This is a genomic window from Chelatococcus sambhunathii (assembly GCF_001418005.1).
Lineage (GTDB): Bacteria > Pseudomonadota > Alphaproteobacteria > Rhizobiales > Beijerinckiaceae > Chelatococcus_A > Chelatococcus_A sambhunathii.
In genome coordinates, this window is sequence record NZ_LIOL01000004.1 from 239,462 (window position 1) to 258,029 (window position 18,568).

Sequence of the window (18,568 nt, forward strand, 5' to 3'; positions counted from 1 at the left end):
CTCATGATTGTCGGACGGGTTTGCACGCGGGGCGGATCAGCGTGCCGCAACGGGCCGCGCCGCGATCGGGGAAGGCGAGGCCTTGAGGGCGAAGGCACCATCACCCGCAAGGGCCTGAACGGCAGCGGCGACGACGAGGAAGGCGGGATATTCCCAGCCGCCGTTCGGCGCCGTGAAGAGCCAGCCGTTCGGCACGTGCACCATCAGCGCGCCGAGCAGGATCGGCACGAGCGCAGCCGAGACATAGCGGGCATAAAGGCCGAGAATGAGGGCGGTGCCGCCGATGAGCTCGGCGAGAAAGACCGGCCAGGCGAAGAAGGTGGGAAAGCCAACCTGGCCGAGAAAGCCGGCGAAGCCGGGGATGGTGAAGACGACATACTTCAGGAGCGCGTGGGCGATGAACATAAGGCCGAGGGAAACGCGCAACAGGAACAGCCCATAGGGCGCGGTGCGGGGATCGATCACGAAGAGGCTCCGGGTCTTTAGGTTTTCTGGTAGTACAACGTGAGGGGGATTTTGGGTTTCCCGCCGCGCAAAGCCAGCAGTATGATCGCAAGCTGAAGATTGCACGGGCGCAAGGATGCCGACCGAAACCACCCTCGTCTCCACGGCCGCCGTCCATCAGATCGCCTGGGACGACATCCGCCTCGTGAAGGCCATCGCCGAAGCGAAAGGCATGGCCGGAGCCGCCGAGCGGCTCGGCATCAACCATTCGACGGTGTTTCGCCGCCTGGGCCAGTTGGAGAACCTGCTCGGCGTCAAGCTGTTCGAGCGGCACCGGGCCGGCTATGCGCCGACGCCGCCGGGCGAGGAGATCACGGCGCTGGCCGAGCGCATCGAGGAGGATCTCGCCGGCGTCTCCATGCGCCTTGCCGGCTGCGCCGTCTCGCCGGCCGGCGAATTGCGCGTCACCACCAACGACACGCTGCTGATGCACCTGCTGACGCCGGTCTTTGCCGCTTTCCGCGAAGCCTATCCCAACATCCGGCTCGACATCGTCATCGGCAACCAGGCGCTCAATCTCTCCAAGCGCGATGCCGATATCGCTATCCGCGCCACGGACAATCCGCCGGAGACGCTCGTCGGCCGGCGCCTCGCCTCCATCCACTGGGCGCTCTACGGTCGGCGCGAGGCCTTTCCCGACGGCGGGCGCGATCTCGATCTTCTCGCCCTCTTCGAGCGGCCGTGGGTAGCGCTCGGCGACAACTTCTCCACGATGCACGTTGCGCGCTACGTGCGCGACAAGGTGCCCGCAGAGCGGATCGTCTACAAGCTCAACACGGTGCTCGGCCTCGCCGAAGCGGTCGAAGCCGGTATCGGCATCGGCCACCTGCCCTGCTTCATCGCCGACACGCGCCCGGCCCTCGTGCGGCTGACGGCCCCGGCACCGGAATTTGCCGCCGGACTGTGGCTGCTGACCCATCCGGACCTGCGCCATTCTCCGAGGGTGCGCGCCTTCCTCGATTTCTGCGGCGCCGAGATCGCCCGCCGCCGCATCGTCATCGAGGGCGAGAAGCTGCTGCCGGCGGAATAGCGGAAAGGCCAGGCGCCGTCCTGTTCCCCTCCCCCCACGCAGTGGTGGGGAGGGGCTAGGGGGTGGCTCCGCAGGCAGGCGGCGGTCAAATAAGAGCTTAGCGGCGTTTCGCGTCGCGCGGGCGGCACCGCCCCCCCAGCCCTCGCCACCACAAGCGGGGGAAGGGAGCGTGTCGCGCTTCGCCCTACCCCATCTCCACCACCAGGCGGCCGCGCACCTTGCCGGCGAGAATCTCCGGGGCGACGCGCATGAGGTCGTCGAAGCCGATGGTCTCGGTCATTGTTGCGAGCTTTGCCTTGTCGAGATCGCGGGCGATGCGGTCCCAGACGGCAATGCGGCGCTCGCGGCTCGCCAGCACGCAATCGACGCCGAGAAGCGCCACGCCGCGCAGGATGAAGGGTGCCACCGTGGTGGGCAGGTCCATGCCGCCGGCGAGGCCACAGGCGGCGATGGCGCCGCCGTAGCGCGTCATGGACAGGACATTGGCGAGCGTGGTGGAACCGACCGAATCGATGCCCGCTGCCCAGCGCTCCTTGGCAAGCGGCTTCACCGGCCCCGACAGCTCCGCCCGCTCGATGATCTCGCTCGCGCCCAGGCCCTTGAGGTAATCGGCCTCCTCGGGCCGGCCGGTGGAGGCGATGACGTGCCAGCCGGCCCTCGCCAGAAAGCTGATGGCCGTCGAGCCGACGCCGCCGGCCGCACCCGTCACGATGGCCGGTCCGTCGGCCGGCGTCGCGCCGTGCTTCTCCAGCGCCATCAGGCACAGCATGGCGGTGAAGCCAGCCGTCCCGACGGCCATGACCTCGGCTGCGGAGAGGCCGGCGGGCAGCGGGATGAGCCAGTCCCCCTTTACCCGCGCCTTGTCGGCATAGGCGCCGTAATGCGTCTCGCCGCAGCCCCAGCCGTTGAGGAGAACCGCGTCGCCCGGCTTGAGCGCCGGGTGCTCGGACCTTTCCACGACGCCGGCGAAATCGACGCCGGGGATCATGGGGAAGCGCCGCACCACCGGCGCGCGGCCGGTGATGGCGAGGCCGTCCTTATAGTTGACCGTGGAATGGGTAATGCGGACGGTGACGTCCCCCTCCATCAGATCGGCCTCGTCGAGCCGCGTCACTGCCGCCCGGTAACCGCCGGCGGCATCCTTGTCGACGAGGATCGCCCTGATTTCACCCATGCTCGCTTCTCCTCCTTGGAACCCGGTCGCCATCAGTGTCGCGGCGGCGGCGGCAACGGGCAAGTGTGCCACGCCTCAGCCCTTCGGCTAGGGCGAGCGGCGTCAATGCCCGCGACGAGCGGCATCACGCGGGAAGCGGCGCCCTCTTGTCACGCCGCCTGCGGCACCGGGCGCTCCACCGGCCGCTCCTTGATGGGCAGGTTGATGATCGCCGAGGCGACGCCGAGCGCGACCGATAGCCACCAGACAAAGGTATAGGAGCCCATGCTCTCGTAGAGGATGCCGCCGAGCCACACGCCGAGGAAGCCGCCGACCTGATGGGAAAAGAACGCGAAGCCGTAGAGCATGGCCATGTAGCGCGTGCCGAACATCAGCATGACGAGCGCCGAGGTGGGCGGCACCGTCGACAGCCACAGGAGGCCGATGGTGATGCCGAAGGCGATCGCCGTCACCGGCGTCGCCGGCAGGAGGATGAAGGCGGCGATGGCGACCGAGCGGCCGAGATAGATGAGCGAGAGAAGCCAGCGCTTCGACATGCGCGAGGACAGGAAGCCCGAATAGAGTGAGCCCACCGCATTGGCGAGGCCGATGACGGCGAGCGTCCAGCCGCCGACCCATACCGGGAGCCCGGTATCCTTCAGATAGGCCGGCATGTGCGCCGTGATGAAGGCCAGTTGGAAGCCGCAGGTGAAGAAGCCGAGCACGAGGAAGACATAGCTCGGGTGACGGAAGGCCTCCGCCAGCGCCTGCGCGATGGATTGCGAAGGCCCTGCATTGACCGCCGCCGTCGCCGCCGCGCCTCGGGTTGCGAGCGCCAGCGACAGGGGCAGGACGAGCAGCACGCTCGCCGCAAAGACGATCAGCGCCATCTCGAAGCCGAAGGACTGGATGAGGGCGTTGCCGATGGGCGGGAAGAGGAACTGGCCAAAGGAGCCCGCCGCCGTGCCCGCACCGAAGGCGAGCGGACGCCAGCGTTCCGGCAGGAGCTTGCCGAACGCGCCGAGCACGAGATTGAATGAGCAGCCCGACAGGCCGAAGCCGATCATGATGCCGGCACCGAGGTTGAGCAGGCCCGCGGAGGTTGCATAGGCCATCACCACGAGGCCCGCGGCATAGAGCAGCGCGCCGATGCAGATAACCCGCACGGCGCCAAACTTGTCGGCGACGGCGCCGGCGAATGGCTGGCCGAGACCCCACAGAAGGTTCTGCACGGCAATCGCCAGGCTGAAGACGTCGCGGCCCCAGCCATAGGCCTCCGTCATGGGGATCTGGAACAGGCCCGCCGCCGCGCGCGGCCCGAAGGTGATGAGGGCGATGAGGCAGCCGGCGAGAACGATGATTTCCGGCGGGATGGCACGCTGCCCTTCGCGCAACACGGCACTCGTTTGAGTCATGGAAAGCTCCGGAAGACGGGCGACGCGACGCGCCGCAGCTTGTGCGGCAAGCTAGCGCTTCCGGCATGATAATGATATTGAATGTTTATCATCTTAAACATGATGAAATAGCATGAATCTCGAAGACCTGCGCGCCCTCATCGCCGTGGCCGAAACGGGTTCCCTCGCCCGTGCGGCGAGCCGTCTCAATATCACGCAGCCAGCCGTGACGCGGCGCCTGCAACGGCTGGAGGCGGAGCTCGATGCCCAGTTGCTCGACCGGGAGCAGAAGCCGGCCCGGCTGACGGCGGCAGGCGAGCACGCGTACCGCGAGGGCGTCAAGGTGGTGAGCGCCGCCGACCAGTTCGCCAGCGAGTTGCGCGCGAGCCGCATCAAGCCGCCGCTGCGCATCGGCATCAGCAGCGGCATCGCCGATTCGGTACTGTGTCTCGGCATCGATGCCGTACGGCGGACGGTGCCGCAGGCGAAACTGGTCGTCGTGGTCGACTGGACGGAGCGGCTCATCGGCAAGCTCGCCGCCCAGGAGCTCGACGCCGTCATCGGCATGCGGCGCGGCAGCGCCGCCGATCTGCCGGAGTTGTCGCTGCGGCACATCGCATCCGAGGAGGTGGTCGTCGTGGCGCGGGCCGACCATCCGGCCAGCGGGCGCATTTCCATCGCCGCCCTTGCCGGCGATCCCTGGGTCATCAATCCGGACGGCTGCGGCTTCCGCCATCTGCTCGACAGGGCGCTCGCCGCAACCGGCCACACGCTCGATGTGGCGGTTGAACTGTGGGGCGTCGATGTACAGCTGTCGCTCGTCGCGCGTGGCATCGGCCTAGGCCTCGTTCCGGCCCGCCTCGTCACCGCCAGCCCCTGGCGGGACCAGCTCAAGGTGCTCGACGTCTCCGATTTCAACGCCCGCCTCGCCGTCTGGATGATCGCCCGGCGCAACATCGCCCCTTGCACGGCCCATGCCCTCGCCCGGCTGGAGGAAGCCATCGTCGGCGATCTCGGTCCGGTCGTGGCCGCGGCGGAGTAGAGCGGCGGGCAAAATGGGTCGCACGCCGCTACAATTCGGGAACAGACCTCGTGTCCCGGATGCATGCAGCGATGGCGCAATGCGATCCGGGGTACGAGCGTACGCCCGGGCGACGAACGACCCACGAGCCGCTCTCCCTAGCCAGTCCGGACCACTTCTGCTAAGATAGTTATGCTCATATTGAGCAAATAAGGAACCGCTTCGGCGGTCATTTGTGTACCATCAATATGCTCAACTTGAGCATATAAGGAGACCTGCCATGCACGCGGAAGTCGCGATCCGGGAGACGATCCGCCACGGTTCACCGCTTGCCTTCACGCCGGAGGTCGAGCGCGCCACGGCCCATCTCTACGAGCGCGTGCGCCACATCGTCACGCCGGCCGAGTGGCCGCTGCATGCGCCCTATGTCAAGGCGATCAACGACCTGAAGCGGGAGCGCGGCGCCGTCATCCTCGCCCACAACTACCAGTCGGCCGAGATCTACAACTGCGTCGCCGACATCGTGGGCGATTCCCTGCAGCTCGCGCGCGAGGCAGCCCGCGTCGAGGCCCGCGTGATCGTGCAGTGCGGCGTGCATTTCATGGCCGAGACCGCGAAGCTGCTGAACCCGGACAAGACGGTGCTGATCCCCGACCGGGAGGCCGGCTGCTCGTTGGCGGAATCGATCACGGCTGCGGACATCCGTCTGCTGCGCCAGCGCTATCCCGGCGTGCCGGTGGTCGCCTATGTCAACACATCGGCCGAGGTGAAGGCGGAAGTCGACATCTGCTGTACCTCTTCCAACGCCGTTCACGTCGTCGAGAGCCTCGGCGCGCCGCGCGTCATCTTCCTGCCCGACCGCTACCTCGCCGCCAATGTGGCGGCGCAGACGAAAGTCGAGATCATCGCCTGGCACGGCGCCTGCGAGGTGCACGAGCGCTTCACCGCCGAGGACATCGGCGCCCTGCGCGAGATGCACGAGGGCGTCCGCATCATCGCCCATCCCGAATGCCCGCCCGATGTGGTCGCGGCCTCGGACTTCGCCGGATCGACGGCGCACATGATCGACTGGGTCAAGCGCGAGCGCCCGCGCCGCGTCGTGCTCGTCACCGAATGCTCGATGGCCGGCAATGTCGAAGCTGAAGTGCCGGACGTCGAATTCGTGCGGCCCTGCCACTTCTGCCCGCACATGCAGCGCATCACTTTGCCGAAGATCTACGCCTGCCTGCGCGATCTGACGGGCGAGGTCACGGTCGATCCCGACATCGCCATGCGCGCGCGTCGCGCCGTGGAGCGCATGGTGGCGCTGGGCGTAAGGCCCGCGGCGGTGGCGCCGTGAGCGCGCCCGTTCTCATCGTCGGCGCCGGCCTTGCCGGGCTCTTCACCGCGCTCAGGCTGGCACCGCGGCCCGTCCTCCTCGTCTCGCCCGGCCCGGTCGGGGAAGGCGCGGCCTCGGCCTGGGCGCAAGGCGGCATCGCCGCGGCTGTTGGTGCGGACGACGGGCCGGAGCTGCACGCCGAGGACACCATCGCCGCCGGAGCAGGGCTCGTCGTCGAAGAAGCGGCCCGTGTCCTCTGCGCGGAGGCCCCGGCGCGCATCGCCGACCTCATCGCGCTCGGGGTGCCCTTCACCCGTTCCGGCGACGGCCGGCTGAAGCCCTCGCGCGAGGCTGCCCACAGCCGCGCGCGCGTTCTCGCCGTCGATGGCGACCGCAGCGGCTTTGCCGTCATGCAGGCGCTCGTCGCCGCCATCCGCCGCACGCCGTCGGTCACGGTCATCGAGGGGCATCTGCTCGACGATCTGATCGTCACGGGCGGGCGCGTGCGCGGGGCGATCCTTCGCGCCCGCGATGGCGGGCCCGGCCTTGCCGTCACCGCCCCGGCCACGGTGCTCGCCACCGGCGGCATCGGCGGCCTCTATGCGGTCACCACCAATCCGCCCGGCGCCATCGGCGCCGGCCTTGCCGTCGCAGCGCGGCACGGGGCGCTCATCGCGGATCCGGAATTCGTGCAGTTCCATCCCACCGCCCTCGCCATCGGCCGCGATCCCGCGCCGCTCGCGACCGAGGCCCTGCGCGGCGAGGGTGCCGTGCTCGTCACCCGGGACGGGCGCCGGCTGATGCAGGGCGTGCACCCGGCCCTCGACCTCGCGCCGCGCGACGTCGTGGCGCGCGCCGTCCAGGCGGCCATCCTCGCCGGCGAGGGCGCCTTCCTCGATGGCCGCACGGCGCCCGGCCCGGGCTTTGCAACGCATTTCCCCACCGTCCATGCCGCCGCTGCCGCCGCCGGGCTCGACCCCGCACGCGACCTGCTGCCCGTTGCGCCCGCCGCCCATTTCCACATGGGTGGTCTCGCGACAGACCTTTCGGGCCGCACCAGCCTGCCCGGTCTGTGGGCCGTCGGCGAGGTGGCGGCGACGGGCGTGCACGGCGCCAACCGCCTCGCCTCCAACTCCCTGCTCGAGGCCGTCGTCTTCGGCGCCCGGGCGGCGGAGGCCATCGGTCGCGCGTTGCACGATGCAGGGCATGCCGACGCCGCCATCACCACTTTGCCGCCGGGCCCGCCGGCAGCGTCCGATCCAGTCGCCATCGCCGCCTTGCGCCGGACGATGCAGGAGCGTGTCGGCGTCGTGCGCGACGGCGAAGGCCTTGCGGCGGCCCTCGCCGAGATCGGCCCCATGCGGGCCGGAGCGGACCCCGTCCTTGCCGCCATGGCCGATTGCGCCTTCCTGATCGCCGCTGCGGCGCTGCTCAGAGAGGAAAGCCGGGGCGGCCACTACCGCGTCGACCGGCCGCTCGCCGGCCGTACCCGGCGCACCCTGACGACGATGACCGCGCTCGACGATGCCCTGGTGCCGCGGCAGCGGCGAGCCGTCTGACGCGCCAACGAGGACACTTCCATGCAATTCGGCAATCCCCTTCTCCTCATCGATATTGTGCGCGCCGCACTCATCGAGGATTTCGGCCGGGCCGGCGACATCACCAGCGCCGCGTGCATTCCCGCGCAGCGCACCGCCACCGCGCAGCTTGTGGCACGCAGGGCCGGCCGCCTCGCCGGGCTCGCGGCAGCCGAGGCCGCCTTCCGGCTGACGGATGAGCGCATCCGCTTCACCGCGCATCGCCATGACGGAGACGCCCTCGCCGCCGGCGAGGCGATCGCCACCGTCGCCGGGCCCGCCCGCGCCGTGCTCGCCGCCGAGCGGGTGGCGCTCAACTTTCTCGGCCGCCTCTCGGGGATCGCCACGCTGACCGCGGCCTATGCGGCCGAGGTGGCGCACACGCGTACCCGCATCTGCGATACGCGCAAGACGACGCCAGGGCTGAGGGCGCTGGAAAAACATGCTGTCGCCTGCGGCGGCGGGCTCAACCACCGCTTCGGCCTCGACGACGCCATCCTCATCAAGGACAACCACATCGCCGTCGCCGGCGGGGTACGACCGGCGCTCCGGGCGGCAAAGGCCGCCGCCGGCCATCTCGTCAAGATCGAGATCGAGGTCGATACGCTCGACCAGCTCGCCGAGGTTATCGCGGAAGGGGCGGATGTCGTCATGCTCGACAACATGGCGCCCGGCATGCTGGCCGAGGCGGTCGCCATGGTCGGCGGGCGCATGCGCACCGAAGCCTCGGGCGGCGTCGACCTCACAAGCGTCCGCGCCATCGCCGAGACCGGCGTCGACGCCATCTCCGTCGGCGCCCTCACCCATTCGGCGCCGGTGTTGGATATCGGGCTCGATATCGCCGTGGACGCTGCGGGTTGAGGTTTCCCCTCCCCCTTGAGGGAGGGGCCAGGGGGTGGGGGTCGTGACGCAAGAGCACAGCCTCAGGCTTTTTGCGCCCCCCTCCCTACCCTCCCCCACAAGGGGGGAGGGAATGCCGCCGCGGCGCACGCACCGGGCAGCGAAGGCAAAAAGCTACCGCGGGCCGTAAATGATCCGCGGCGGTGCCGATTTCGAGACGATGCGATGCCGGTGATACGGGCGGTGTGCCGGCCAATAGTCCTGGGCATAGACCACCCCACCCGAATAATGGACATTGGGACCGCCACCGCGCCACGCGGCAACGGGCCATTCCTCGTCCATCACGACGCAATGGCGGCAGCCGTGCTCATAGAAGCCGCCGGCGAGGGCCGCGCCGGGCGCGGTAAGGCAGACGGCGAGTGCCGCAATTCTCACATGCACGATCATCGACGCCTCCGGCCGGGCCTGGAGCCCGTTGCGCGTTCCTGTTCCCGCAACGAAAGGCCGAAAGCCGCGCCGGCGCAACGATAACGCGCTGTTAAGGTAAAGCCGCTCAGCGCTGGCCGGGCCGGAGCTGGTAGAAGACGTGCCGGCCAATGACGTCCTTCTTCTTCAGGCGCTTGGCCCAATACGGGCGCACGTAATCGGCGTGGTAGTGCGTCGCGCCGCCGACATCGGCGAGATAGGTCGTGCCCTCCGTGACCTCGCGGGCGACGCGTACCGCCCGTCGCCACGGGCCGGCCTCGGTGATGCGCAGGGAGCGGCCCTCGCAGGCGAAGGAGAACTGGCACGCCTTGTAGCGGTGGCGGTTTTGATAGACGACGCCGCAGACGGTGGAGGGGTAGAGGCCCGAGCGCACACGGTTGAGCACCACCTGGGCCACCGCGGCCTGCCCCGCCTCGCTCTCGCCACGGGCCTCGAAATAGATGGCTTCGGCGAGGCAGCGCTGCTCGCTCGACATCCGCTCGGGATCGATCAGATCGGCATATTGCGGACGCTCGTCGTTCTTCTCGACGATCGACAGGCCGTCGCCGACACGCACAGCGGCGTAGGACACCGGCGCCCCGGCGATCTCCATGGGCGTCGCATCCGCCGGTGCCGGCGTCGCAGAGGCGAGGCTCTCGGCGCGGGCGACGGCGGGGGTGGCACCGTCGACGACAGTGATGCCTGTGCCGGCGCTGGCTGCGACCGCGGGCGAGCGGGGCGCGAAGGAGCGCTCGGTCATCGTGTCGCTCTCGCTCGACCACGGCTCGAAAGCCACCATCTCGTCCGGCGAGGGGATGTCGAGCGCGCCTGGCATGAGAATGGTGGCGGGCAGCAGGCGCTCGTCGCGCGACAGCAGCATGCGCGACAGCATGGCGGCGCGCCCTTCCCGCTCGCTGCGGCCGAGGCGGCTGAGGCTCGGCCGCAAGGCGACCGGCGGATCGCCCTTGAGGTTGCGATCGACCTCCGGATAGCCCGGGGGCTCCGCCTTCATCTCGTCGCGCGGCGGAGCCTCGAACGCAGCATCATCCGGCTGCGGATCCGACAGATCGAGAGCGGCGATATCGAAAAGATCGCCCGCGCCGCCGGCCGGCCCGCGCAGCAGCGCCTCGCCGAGCGCAGCGGAGGACGGCACGAGGTTGCCGAGCCTGGGGGCGAGGACGGGCGCGAGCGGAGCGGCGCTGATGCCGCTCGACAGGTCCTGCCCGGCGCTCGCGGTGAAGGAGACGAGCATGCCGCCGGCGAGCGCCCACGGCGCCACCGTGCCGCAGATCCACGCCATTCTCGACCGTCGCCAACGCACACGACGCAAACGCATGTCACCCAACGCCGCTCATGACCACCAGGCAAGGACGGACAAGCGTTGCGGCTCCGCCACAGGCAAATGCCCGCCCCTCTCCCGAAAAGTTATCGCGTCGTAACGTTGAGAGACGGTTAAGCGGCGCCCGAGCGATCTGTGCCAAAGCGGACGGTCAGTCGGAAAACCCCTCCGAGGCGATGTTGAGGACGCGCCCGCAGTGCTTGCAATGCACCGCGTCGGCATCGTGCCGCTCGAGCCCGCAGGATGGACAGGCGTGATAGACCTTCGTGGGCCGGAACAGAGCCCGCGCGAGGTTCACGAACATGGCGACGCCGACAACCATTGTGACCACGGTCAGCATCCGCCCGACCGTATCGGTCATGATGATGTCGCCGAAGCCGGTCGTCGTCAGCGTTGTGACGGTGAAATAGAGGGCGTCGAGATAGTTGTTGATGCCCGGGTTGCGGCCGTATTCCCACACGAAGACGACCGACGTGATCATCAGGATGAAGACGGCGAGGTTGACGCTCGCCCTCACCGCCTCCTCGTTCTCGCGGTAGGCGGGGAAGATCGCCGTGATTTCGCGCGACATGTAGGGCGACTGCAGGAAGCGCGAGATGCGCAGGAGGCGCAGGAACGCGAAGTTGTTGGCGAGCACCGGCACCACGAGCGAGAAGATGACGATCGCGTCGACAAGCGAGGCCCCGCGCAGCGGGAACCGCCAGGGCGTCGGCGCGATCGCCATGCGTGCCGCGTAGTCGACGGTCAGCACCGCCGCCACGAGATAATCGATCCAGTGGCGGTCCCCTTCCGGATAGATGACCGTGGCGATCAGAAAATAAAGGATGGTGACCGCATCGAAGCCGATCAGCCCGAGCCGGAACCAGAAGCTCGGCCGGCTGTCGCCGAAATAGAGGATGGCGAGGCGTCGGCGCCATTTCGCGCGCGGGGGCGAGACGGTTTCGGCGAGGGGACGCCGCCGTGCCACCTCCTGCGGTCGGCCTGCGCCTCTCTTCCTCGCCCCGCCCTGCGCCATGACGCCGTCAGGCCTGGCTCGCCGCCCTCGTGCCGAGCGCCGCCTGCGCCGCCGCAAGGCGAGCGATCGGCACGCGGTAGGGCGAGCAGGAGACGTAGTCGAGCCCGGCGCCCTCGCAGAAGCGGATCGAATCGGGGTCGCCGCCGTGCTCGCCGCAGATGCCGAGCTTGAGGTCGGAGCGCGCCGCCCGGCCGCGCTCGGCCGCGAGCTTCACGAGTTCGCCGACGCCCTCCTGGTCCAGCGTCACGAAGGGATCGGCGGGCAGGATGCCACCGGCCGTGTACGTGCCGAGGAAGGACGCGGCGTCGTCGCGACTGATGCCGAGTGTCGTCTGGGTGAGGTCGTTGGTGCCGAAGGAGAAGAAGGCCGCCGTTTCGGCGATTTCGCCGGCGCGCAGCGCGGCCCGCGGCAGCTCGATCATGGTACCAACCTGATAGGGCACGGCGACCCCAGTCTCGGCCTTCACAGCCGCGGCCATGGCGTCGATGCGGCCCTTGACGAGGTCGAGCTCGGCCCGCGTCATGACGAGCGGCACCATGACCTCGACGGCGACGGGCTCGCCCGTGCGCCTGCCGGCTTCCACCGCCGCCTCGAAGATGGCCCGCGCCTGCATCTCGGCGATCTCGGGATAGCGTACCGCGAGGCGGCAGCCGCGGAAGCCGAGCATCGGGTTGAATTCGGAGAGTTCGCTGGCGCGGCGGCGCAGCTTGTCCTCGTCCACCTTGAGGCTCGCGGCCACCTCGGCGATTTCCGCGTCGGTGTGCGGCAGGAATTCGTGCAGCGGCGGGTCGAGCAGCCGGATCGTCACCGGCAGGCCCTGCATGATGGTGAAGAGCTCGACGAAATCGGCCCGCTGCATGGGCAGGAGCTTGGCGAGGGCGGCGCGGCGGCCGGCCTCGTCATCCGCGAGGATCATCTCGCGCACGGCGACGATGCGGTCGCCGTCGAAGAACATGTGCTCGGTGCGGCACAGGCCGATGCCCTCGGCGCCGAAGTTGCGCGCGGTCTTCGCGTCGAGCGGCGTTTCGGCATTCGCCCGCACCTTCATGCGGCGCACGCCGTCCGCCCAGCTCATGAGGGTGGCGAACTCGCCGGAGAGCTCGGGCTCGAGCATCTTCACCTCGCCCGCGAGCACCTGGCCGGTCGAGCCGTCGATGGTGACGACGTCGCCCTTGCTGAAGGTCTGGCCGGCGGCGAGCATCACACCGTTCCGGTAGTCGACGCGAACGGAGCCGGCGCCCGAGACGCAGGGCTTGCCCATGCCGCGAGCGACGACGGCGGCATGCGAGGTCATGCCGCCGCGGGTCGTGAGAATGCCCTCGGCCGCGTGCATGCCGTGGATGTCCTCCGGGCTCGTCTCGACACGCACGAGGATCACCTTGCGACCGGCCTTCTTCGCCTCCTCCGCGTCTTCGGACGAGAAGACGATCTCGCCGCAAGCCGCGCCGGGCGAAGCCGGCAGGCCGCTCGCGATGACGCGGCGCTCTGCCTTGGGGTCGATGGTCGGGTGCAGCAACTGGTCGAGCGCGAGCGGATCGATGCGCGTGATCGCCTCCTCGCGCGAGATGAGGCCTTCGCTGGCGAGATCGACCGCGATCTTGAGCGCGGCTTTCGCCGTGCGCTTGCCCGAGCGCGTCTGCAGCATCCACAGCTTGCCTTCCTCGACGGTGAATTCGAGGTCCTGCATGTCGCGGTAGTGGCGCTCGAGCAGTTCGTAGATTCGCACGAGCTCCGCATAGGCGGTCGGCATCGCCTGTTCCATCGACGGCTTGTCGGAGCCGGAGGCGAGGCGCGCCTTCTCGGTGATGTCCTGCGGCGTGCGGATGCCCGCCACCACGTCCTCGCCCTGGGCGTTGATGAGGAACTCGCCGTAGAGCTCCTTCTCGCCCGTCGAGGGGTTGCGGGTGAAGGCGACGCCGGTCGCCGAGGTCTCGCCGCGGTTGCCGAAGACCATCGCCTGCACGTTGACGGCCGTACCCCAGGAGGCGGGGATGGCGTGCAGCTCGCGGTACTTGATGGCGCGGTTGTTCATCCAGGAGCCGAAGACGGCGCCGATGGCGCCCCACAGCTGCTCCTTCGGATCCTGCGGGAAGGGCTTGCCGAGTTCCTTCGCCACGATCTCCTTGTAGCGGGCGACGAGCACCTGCCAGTCCTCGGCGAGGAGATCCGTGTCGAGGTCATAGCCCTTGCGGGCCTTGTAGTCCTCCAGCGCCTCCTCGAAATGGTGGTGCTCCACGCCGAGGACGACGTCCGAATACATGGTGATGAAGCGCCTGTAGCTGTCCCAGGCGAAGCGCGCATCGCCGGCCGCAGCGGCGACGGCAGCGACCGTGACGTCGTTGAGGCCGAGGTTGAGCACGGTGTCCATCATGCCCGGCATCGAGGCGCGGGCGCCGGAGCGGACCGAGACGAGCAGCGGGTTGCGTGCATCGCCGAAGGTCTTGCCGGTCAGGCGGCCGACATGGGCGAGCGCCTCCTCGACCTGGGCCGCGAGGTCGCCGGGATAGCTGCGCTCGTGATCGTAGTAATAGGTGCAGACTTCGGTGGTGATGGTGAAGCCGGGCGGCACCGGCAGCCCGAGGTTCGACATTTCCGCAAGGTTGGCGCCCTTGCCGCCGAGGAGGTTGCGCATCCCCGCCTCGCCTTCGGCCGTGCCATCGCCGAAGGTGTAGACCCATTTCGTCATCACCGACCCCGTTCGTGGTCACTCTTCGCGCCTGCAGCACAGGCGCTGAAGGCTTGGCCCATCCGGGCGCAAAAGGCAATGCGCCGAAGGACGGGTGAGTTCCTGCCGCTGCCCCTCAAATCGATTTTGACGGCGGCTCCGCATTGCGCGCTTTCGCCGCAGGCGCGCCCTCCTCCACCCGGCCCAGCGCGGCGATGAGGCGGGCGAGAAGCTCGGACAGTTGCTCGACCTCTCCGGGCGAGAAGGCGGAAAGGATGCGCCGCTCGTTGGCGACATGGTCGACCACGGCCGCATCGACCGTGGCGAGCCCCTTGTCCGTCAGGCGGACGATCACGGCACGTCGGTCCTGCGGCGACGGCTCGCGCGTGATGAAACCGTTCTTCTCCAGCCGGTCGAGACGGCTCGTCATGGTGCCGGAGGTGAGCATGAGCTGCGACCACAGCGCCGTCGGCGTCAGCGCATAGGGCGCCCCGGAGCGGCGCAGCGAGGCGAGCACGTCGAAATCCCCCCGGCCGAGGCCGTGATCGCGGAACACCGCCGCCAGCCGCTCGGAGAGCAGCTGCGCCGCCTGCGACAGCCGGCCGAGCGGCACCATCGGCGAAGGGTCGATGTCCGGCCGCTCCCGCCGCCACTGCTCCGCGATGCGCTCCGCACGCTCTGGCCCGATCGCCTCGTCCATCCCGTTTCACCCGCTTGACAGTTATCTTGAATTCAAGATTATTAACTCAAAGATATTCTGCCGTCCGTGGCCGCCCTGCGCAAGGGCGCCCGACGACGCACTGCTCGAGGAACCCGCATGTCCACCGCACTCGCGCTGCTCGTCAGCGTCGGCTTTCTCATCGCCCTGACGGTCAATCTTGCCAAGGGCGCCGCTGCCATCGGCATCACCGGGCCGGAATTCGCCTTCTGGATGGCGCTCGGCGCGGGCGTCGTGCTGCTTGTGCTCGCCGCCGCCCGCGGCGAACGGCCGGCCCTGACGCGCGAACATCTCGTCTATTACGCGCTCGCCGGCCTTCTCGCCGTCGCGGCACCCAACTATATCGGCTTCGAGGTGGCGGCCCGGGCAGGTGCAGCCTATGCCTCGGTGCCCTATGCCCTGTCGCCGCTGATCACCTACGCCCTCGCCGTGTCCGTCAGGATCGACGCGCCGTCCGGCAAGCGCATCGCGGGACTGGTGCTCGGCTGCCTCGGCACGGCGCTCGTCGTCGCCAACATGATCGCGCGGGCCGACGGCACCTCGCCGGCCTGGCTGTTCGCCGCTTTGCTGGTGCCGCTCTCCGTCGCCTTCGGCAATGTGCATCGCACGCTCTACTGGCCGAAGGGCTCCGCGCCGATGGCGCTCGCCGCCGCCATGCTGCTCGCCGGCGCGCTGTGGCTCTCGCCCTTCGTGGCCGTCAACGGCACGCAACTCCTGGCACGCGGACCGGCGAGCGGGTCCGGCGCCATCATCGCGGCGCAGGTCGGCGTCTCGGCGCTGATGTACGTGCTTTACTTCCAGCTGCAGCGTGTCGCAGGGCCGGTCTATCTCAGCCAGATCGGCTATGTCGCGGCCGGCTTCGGCGTGGCCATCGCGGTCGCGGTCTTCGCCGAGACGGTGACGCTCGCTATGCTCGCCGGCCTCGCGCTCATCGCCGGCGGCGTCTTCCTCGTCACGCCCAGGCGCAGCCCGGCCTGATCAGAGTCGGCCGCCGAAGAGCCCGAGGATGCCGACGAGGATGAGGTAGAGCGCGACGATATAGTTGAGCAAGCGCGGCACGATGAGGATCAGCACGCCGGCGATGAGGGCGACCAGCGGCTGGATGACGATGAGATTGGCGGTCATGGCGCTCTCCTGTCAGGGCGTAGTGTCAAGCCCGACAGGCAACGCCGCGCAATCGCCGGTTGTTCCGGCGGTGGCCTTCAGTCCGCCGAACCGCCCTCACGCATCATGCCCGCGCTCGCGGGCGTTCAGCCCCAGGCGCGCATAAGGCGTGGATGGCAACAGCACCGCGCATGCGCGTTGCGTCTCCTGGAAGGGCCGCAAGTCGGACAAGCCCGCCTTGCGTTGAACAAGCCCGGCCATGCCGGCGGCGATCGAGGGCATTCGGTGATCAGCCCTCGATCCTGGAGAAATCCGCCACCTCGCGGGTCGCCTCGCGGATGGCGTTGAGCAGCTTCAGCCGGTTCTCGCGCAGGGCGGGATCCTCGGCATTGACCGTCACCTTGTCGAAGAAGGCATCGACCGCGGGGCGCAGCGCCGCGAGCGCCCGCATGGCGCCCTCAAAATCCTCACGCGCAACGGCTGCAGAGGCGTCGCGCCGCGCCGCATCGAGCGCCACGGCAAGGCCCTTCTCTTCGATCTGGCCGGCCCGGGCAATGAGCGCAAGGTCGGGCGCCCCGCCGTAGCTGCGCCCGTCCTTCTTCTCCTCGATGCGCAGGATGTTGGCGGCCCGCTTGTAGCCGGCGAGCAGGTTCCTGCCGTCCTCGGTGTCGAGGAAGCGGCCGAGCGCCTCCACGCGCCGGACGATGAGCACGAGGTCGTCCTGGCCCTCGAGCGCGAAGACGGCATCGATGAGGTCGTGCCGCGCACCCTTGTCACGCAGATAGACCTTGAGACGGTCGGCGAAGAAGGCGAGGAGGTCCTCGAGCGTCGAGACCTTCGGCGTGCCGGCCGGCAATTCGTAGCTCGACGTCAGCCGGCCGACGACGACGAGATCGTCGAGGAACTGCACGAGCTTCAGCCGGACGCCATTCTCCAGCACCAGCCGGATGACGCCGAGCGCCGCGCGCCTGAGCGCATACGGGTCCTTCGAGCCGGTCGGCTTCTCGTCGATGGACCAGAAGCCGACGAGGGTGTCGAGCTTGTCGGCGAGGGCCACCGCGATGCTGACCGGCGCGTCCGGCACTCGGTCCGACGGGCCCTGCGGCTTGTAATGGTCCTCGACGGCGGCGGCGACCGCCGCATCCTCGCCCTGCTCGGTGGCATAATAGCGACCCATGAGGCCCTGCAGTTCGGGGAACTCGCCGACCATCTCGCTGACGAGATCAGCCTTGGCGAGGCGTGCGGCCCGCTCGGCCTTGTCCGCATCGGCCCCGACGATCGGGGCAAGCTCGCGCGCCAGCGCGGCGAGGCGCGCGACGCGCTCGCCCTGGGTGCCAAGCTTCTCGTGGAAGACGATCGAATCGAGCTTCGGCAGCCGGTCTTCCAGCCTCGTGCGCTTGTCCGTCTCCCAGAAGAACTTGGCGTCCGACAGGCGGGCGCGCACCACGCGGCCGTTGCCGGCGACGATGGCCGCGCCGCCGTCCTTCGCCTCGACGTTGGACACGAGGATGAAGCGGTTGGCGAGCTTGCCCGTCTTGCCGTCGCGCAGCACGAAACATTTCTGGTTGGCGCGGATGGTGGCGCGGATCACCTCCGGCGGCACGGCGAGAAAGTCCTCGTCGAAGGAGCCCATCAGCACGACCGGCCACTCGACGAGGCCGGCCACCTCTTCCAGCAGCCCCTCGTCCTCGACGAGCTCGAGCCCCTGCGCGAAGGCGAGATTCCTCGCCTCGTTGAGGATGATGTCCTTGCGCCGGTCAAGGTCGAGCACGACCTTGGCCTGTTCCAGCGACGTGACGTAGTCGTCGTAGCGGCGCACGAGGATGAGGCCCGGCGCCATGAAGCGGTGGCCGAAGGTCACGTCCGAGGAGGCGATGCCGCCCACCTCGAAGCGCACCACGTCCGGCATCTCGGTCTCGGGGCCGAAGGTGCACAGGATGGAGTGCAGCGGCCGCACCCAGCGCAGCGCGCCCGGCTCCGCGGAGGCTTTGCCCCAGCGCATCGACTTCGGCCAGGGGAAGCTGCGGATGACGTCGGGCACGATCTCGGCGACGACCTCGGGCGTGTCGCGGCCCGGGCGCTCGATGACGGCGACGTAGAACTCGCCCTTCTTCGGGTCGGTGACGACCTTCGCCTCGTCGAGCGAGACGAGGCCGGCGCTCTTCAGGAAACCCTGCACGGCGCTCTCGGGCGCGCCGACGCGAGGGCCCTTCTTCTCCTCGCGCACGTCCGGCTGCCGGGCCGGCAAGCCGACGACCTGCAGGGCGAGCCGGCGCGGCGTCACATAGGCCCTGGCGCCCTCATAGACGAGGCCACGCTCGACGAGCGCGTCGGTGACGAGCTTCTTCAGGTCCTCCGCCGCCTTGCGCTGCATGCGGGCAGGGATTTCTTCGCAGAAGAGTTCGAGGAGAAGATCGGGCATAGT

17 protein-coding genes are annotated in these 18,568 nt (G+C 69.1%); 6 read left to right on the top strand and 11 right to left on the bottom strand.

The genetic code is table 11. The annotated features are described in order from the left end of the window. Positions 1-36: 36 nt before the first annotated feature. The gene (locus tag ASC46_RS10215) at positions 37-465 is read right to left on the bottom strand and encodes a DoxX family protein (RefSeq protein WP_055459202.1); all 429 of its coding nucleotides are present in this window, start codon (positions 463-465) and stop codon (positions 37-39) included. Positions 466-580: 115 nt separating this feature from the next. On the opposite strand from ASC46_RS10215, the gene ASC46_RS10220 reads away from it, so the two are divergent. Beyond that, positions 581-1,534, top strand: coding sequence for a LysR family transcriptional regulator (locus ASC46_RS10220; protein WP_055459203.1), 954 nt, complete (start codon positions 581-583; stop codon positions 1,532-1,534). 184 nt (positions 1,535-1,718) lie between these two features. On the opposite strand, the gene acuI is transcribed toward ASC46_RS10220, so the two are convergent. Next, positions 1,719-2,708, bottom strand: a complete 990-nt coding sequence (acuI, locus tag ASC46_RS10225; protein WP_055459204.1) for an acrylyl-CoA reductase (NADPH) — start codon at positions 2,706-2,708, stop codon at positions 1,719-1,721. Positions 2,709-2,857: 149 nt separating this feature from the next. Continuing rightward, positions 2,858-4,102, bottom strand: coding sequence for an MFS transporter (locus ASC46_RS10230; RefSeq protein ID WP_055459205.1), 1,245 nt, complete (start codon positions 4,100-4,102; stop codon positions 2,858-2,860). A 112-nt stretch (positions 4,103-4,214) separates the two neighbouring features. Here ASC46_RS10230 and ASC46_RS10235 point away from each other — a divergent pair, with 112 nt between their 5' ends. The 4 genes from ASC46_RS10235 (at position 4,215) to nadC (ending at position 8,858) form a co-directional block, all read left to right on the top strand. Next, complete coding sequence (locus tag ASC46_RS10235) at positions 4,215-5,123, top strand: LysR family transcriptional regulator (protein WP_055459206.1); 909 nt, start codon at positions 4,215-4,217, stop codon at positions 5,121-5,123. Between the two features lie 259 nt (positions 5,124-5,382). After that, the gene (gene nadA / locus ASC46_RS10240) at positions 5,383-6,441 is read left to right on the top strand and encodes a quinolinate synthase NadA (RefSeq protein ID WP_096335353.1); all 1,059 of its coding nucleotides are present in this window, start codon (positions 5,383-5,385) and stop codon (positions 6,439-6,441) included. Continuing rightward, on the top strand, positions 6,438-7,979 hold the full coding sequence (locus tag ASC46_RS10245) for an L-aspartate oxidase (protein WP_055459207.1): 1,542 nt from the start codon (positions 6,438-6,440) through the stop codon (positions 7,977-7,979). The genes nadA and ASC46_RS10245 overlap by 4 nt, the downstream gene beginning before the upstream one ends. Positions 7,980-8,000: 21 nt before the next feature. Further along, positions 8,001-8,858, top strand: a complete 858-nt coding sequence (gene nadC / locus ASC46_RS10250; RefSeq protein WP_055459208.1) for a carboxylating nicotinate-nucleotide diphosphorylase — start codon at positions 8,001-8,003, stop codon at positions 8,856-8,858. 153 nt (positions 8,859-9,011) lie between these two features. Here the strand turns inward: nadC and ASC46_RS10255 are convergent, their stop codons facing one another. The 5 genes from ASC46_RS10255 to ASC46_RS10275 form a co-directional block, all read right to left on the bottom strand. After that, positions 9,012-9,284: a hypothetical protein gene (locus ASC46_RS10255; RefSeq protein WP_055459209.1), complete on the bottom strand. Its 273-nt coding sequence runs from the start codon at positions 9,282-9,284 to the stop codon at positions 9,012-9,014. 106 nt (positions 9,285-9,390) lie between these two features. After that, positions 9,391-10,602 carry a cell wall hydrolase gene (locus ASC46_RS10260; protein WP_055459210.1) on the bottom strand — a complete coding sequence of 404 codons (1,212 nt, stop codon included), beginning with the start codon at positions 10,600-10,602 and terminating at the stop codon, positions 9,391-9,393. Between the two features lie 190 nt (positions 10,603-10,792). After that, positions 10,793-11,608 carry a potassium channel family protein gene (locus ASC46_RS10265; RefSeq protein WP_245280520.1) on the bottom strand — a complete coding sequence of 272 codons (816 nt, stop codon included), beginning with the start codon at positions 11,606-11,608 and terminating at the stop codon, positions 10,793-10,795. Positions 11,609-11,663: 55 nt separating this feature from the next. Further along, positions 11,664-14,342, bottom strand: coding sequence for a pyruvate, phosphate dikinase (gene ppdK / locus ASC46_RS10270; RefSeq protein WP_055459211.1), 2,679 nt, complete (start codon positions 14,340-14,342; stop codon positions 11,664-11,666). Between the two features lie 115 nt (positions 14,343-14,457). After that, positions 14,458-15,021: a MarR family winged helix-turn-helix transcriptional regulator gene (locus ASC46_RS10275; protein ID WP_055459212.1), complete on the bottom strand. Its 564-nt coding sequence runs from the start codon at positions 15,019-15,021 to the stop codon at positions 14,458-14,460. A gap of 117 nt (positions 15,022-15,138) precedes the next feature. Here ASC46_RS10275 and ASC46_RS10280 point away from each other — a divergent pair, with 117 nt between their 5' ends. Then, positions 15,139-16,017, top strand: a complete 879-nt coding sequence (locus ASC46_RS10280) for a DMT family transporter (protein ID WP_055459213.1) — start codon at positions 15,139-15,141, stop codon at positions 16,015-16,017. On the opposite strand, the gene ASC46_RS20835 is transcribed toward ASC46_RS10280, so the two are convergent. From ASC46_RS20835 to glyS, 3 genes are all read right to left on the bottom strand, one after another. Beyond that, complete coding sequence (locus ASC46_RS20835) at positions 16,018-16,164, bottom strand: DUF3096 domain-containing protein (protein WP_019401147.1); 147 nt, start codon at positions 16,162-16,164, stop codon at positions 16,018-16,020. 96 nt (positions 16,165-16,260) lie between these two features. After that, the gene (locus ASC46_RS21240; RefSeq protein ID WP_157672329.1) at positions 16,261-16,425 is read right to left on the bottom strand and encodes a hypothetical protein; all 165 of its coding nucleotides are present in this window, start codon (positions 16,423-16,425) and stop codon (positions 16,261-16,263) included. Positions 16,426-16,432: 7 nt separating this feature from the next. Then, entirely contained in the window at positions 16,433-18,565 is a 2,133-nt protein-coding gene (gene glyS / locus ASC46_RS10285) for a glycine--tRNA ligase subunit beta (RefSeq protein ID WP_055459214.1), read from the bottom strand. Positions 18,566-18,568 lie beyond the last annotated feature (3 nt).

Bases quoted from the DNA above. Each gene is read 5' to 3' on its own strand.
- ASC46_RS10220 (WP_055459203.1), top strand. From the start codon at position 581: ATGCCGACCGAAACCACCCTCGTCTCCACGGCCGCCGTCCATCAGATC.
- acuI (WP_055459204.1), bottom strand. From the start codon at position 2,708: ATGGGTGAAATCAGGGCGATCCTCGTCGACAAGGATGCCGCCGGCGGT.
- ASC46_RS10230 (WP_055459205.1), bottom strand. From the start codon at position 4,102: ATGACTCAAACGAGTGCCGTGTTGCGCGAAGGGCAGCGTGCCATCCCG.
- ASC46_RS10235 (WP_055459206.1), top strand. From the start codon at position 4,215: ATGAATCTCGAAGACCTGCGCGCCCTCATCGCCGTGGCCGAAACGGGT.
- nadA (WP_096335353.1), top strand. From the start codon at position 5,383: ATGCACGCGGAAGTCGCGATCCGGGAGACGATCCGCCACGGTTCACCG.
- nadC (WP_055459208.1), top strand. From the start codon at position 8,001: ATGCAATTCGGCAATCCCCTTCTCCTCATCGATATTGTGCGCGCCGCA.
- ASC46_RS10255 (WP_055459209.1), bottom strand. From the start codon at position 9,284: ATGATCGTGCATGTGAGAATTGCGGCACTCGCCGTCTGCCTTACCGCG.
- ASC46_RS10260 (WP_055459210.1), bottom strand. From the start codon at position 10,602: ATGGCGTGGATCTGCGGCACGGTGGCGCCGTGGGCGCTCGCCGGCGGC.
- ppdK (WP_055459211.1), bottom strand. From the start codon at position 14,342: ATGACGAAATGGGTCTACACCTTCGGCGATGGCACGGCCGAAGGCGAG.
- ASC46_RS10275 (WP_055459212.1), bottom strand. From the start codon at position 15,021: ATGGACGAGGCGATCGGGCCAGAGCGTGCGGAGCGCATCGCGGAGCAG.
- ASC46_RS10280 (WP_055459213.1), top strand. From the start codon at position 15,139: ATGTCCACCGCACTCGCGCTGCTCGTCAGCGTCGGCTTTCTCATCGCC.
- ASC46_RS20835 (WP_019401147.1), bottom strand. From the start codon at position 16,164: ATGACCGCCAATCTCATCGTCATCCAGCCGCTGGTCGCCCTCATCGCC.
- ASC46_RS21240 (WP_157672329.1), bottom strand. From the start codon at position 16,425: ATGCCCTCGATCGCCGCCGGCATGGCCGGGCTTGTTCAACGCAAGGCG.
- glyS (WP_055459214.1), bottom strand. From the start codon at position 18,565: ATGCCCGATCTTCTCCTCGAACTCTTCTGCGAAGAAATCCCTGCCCGC.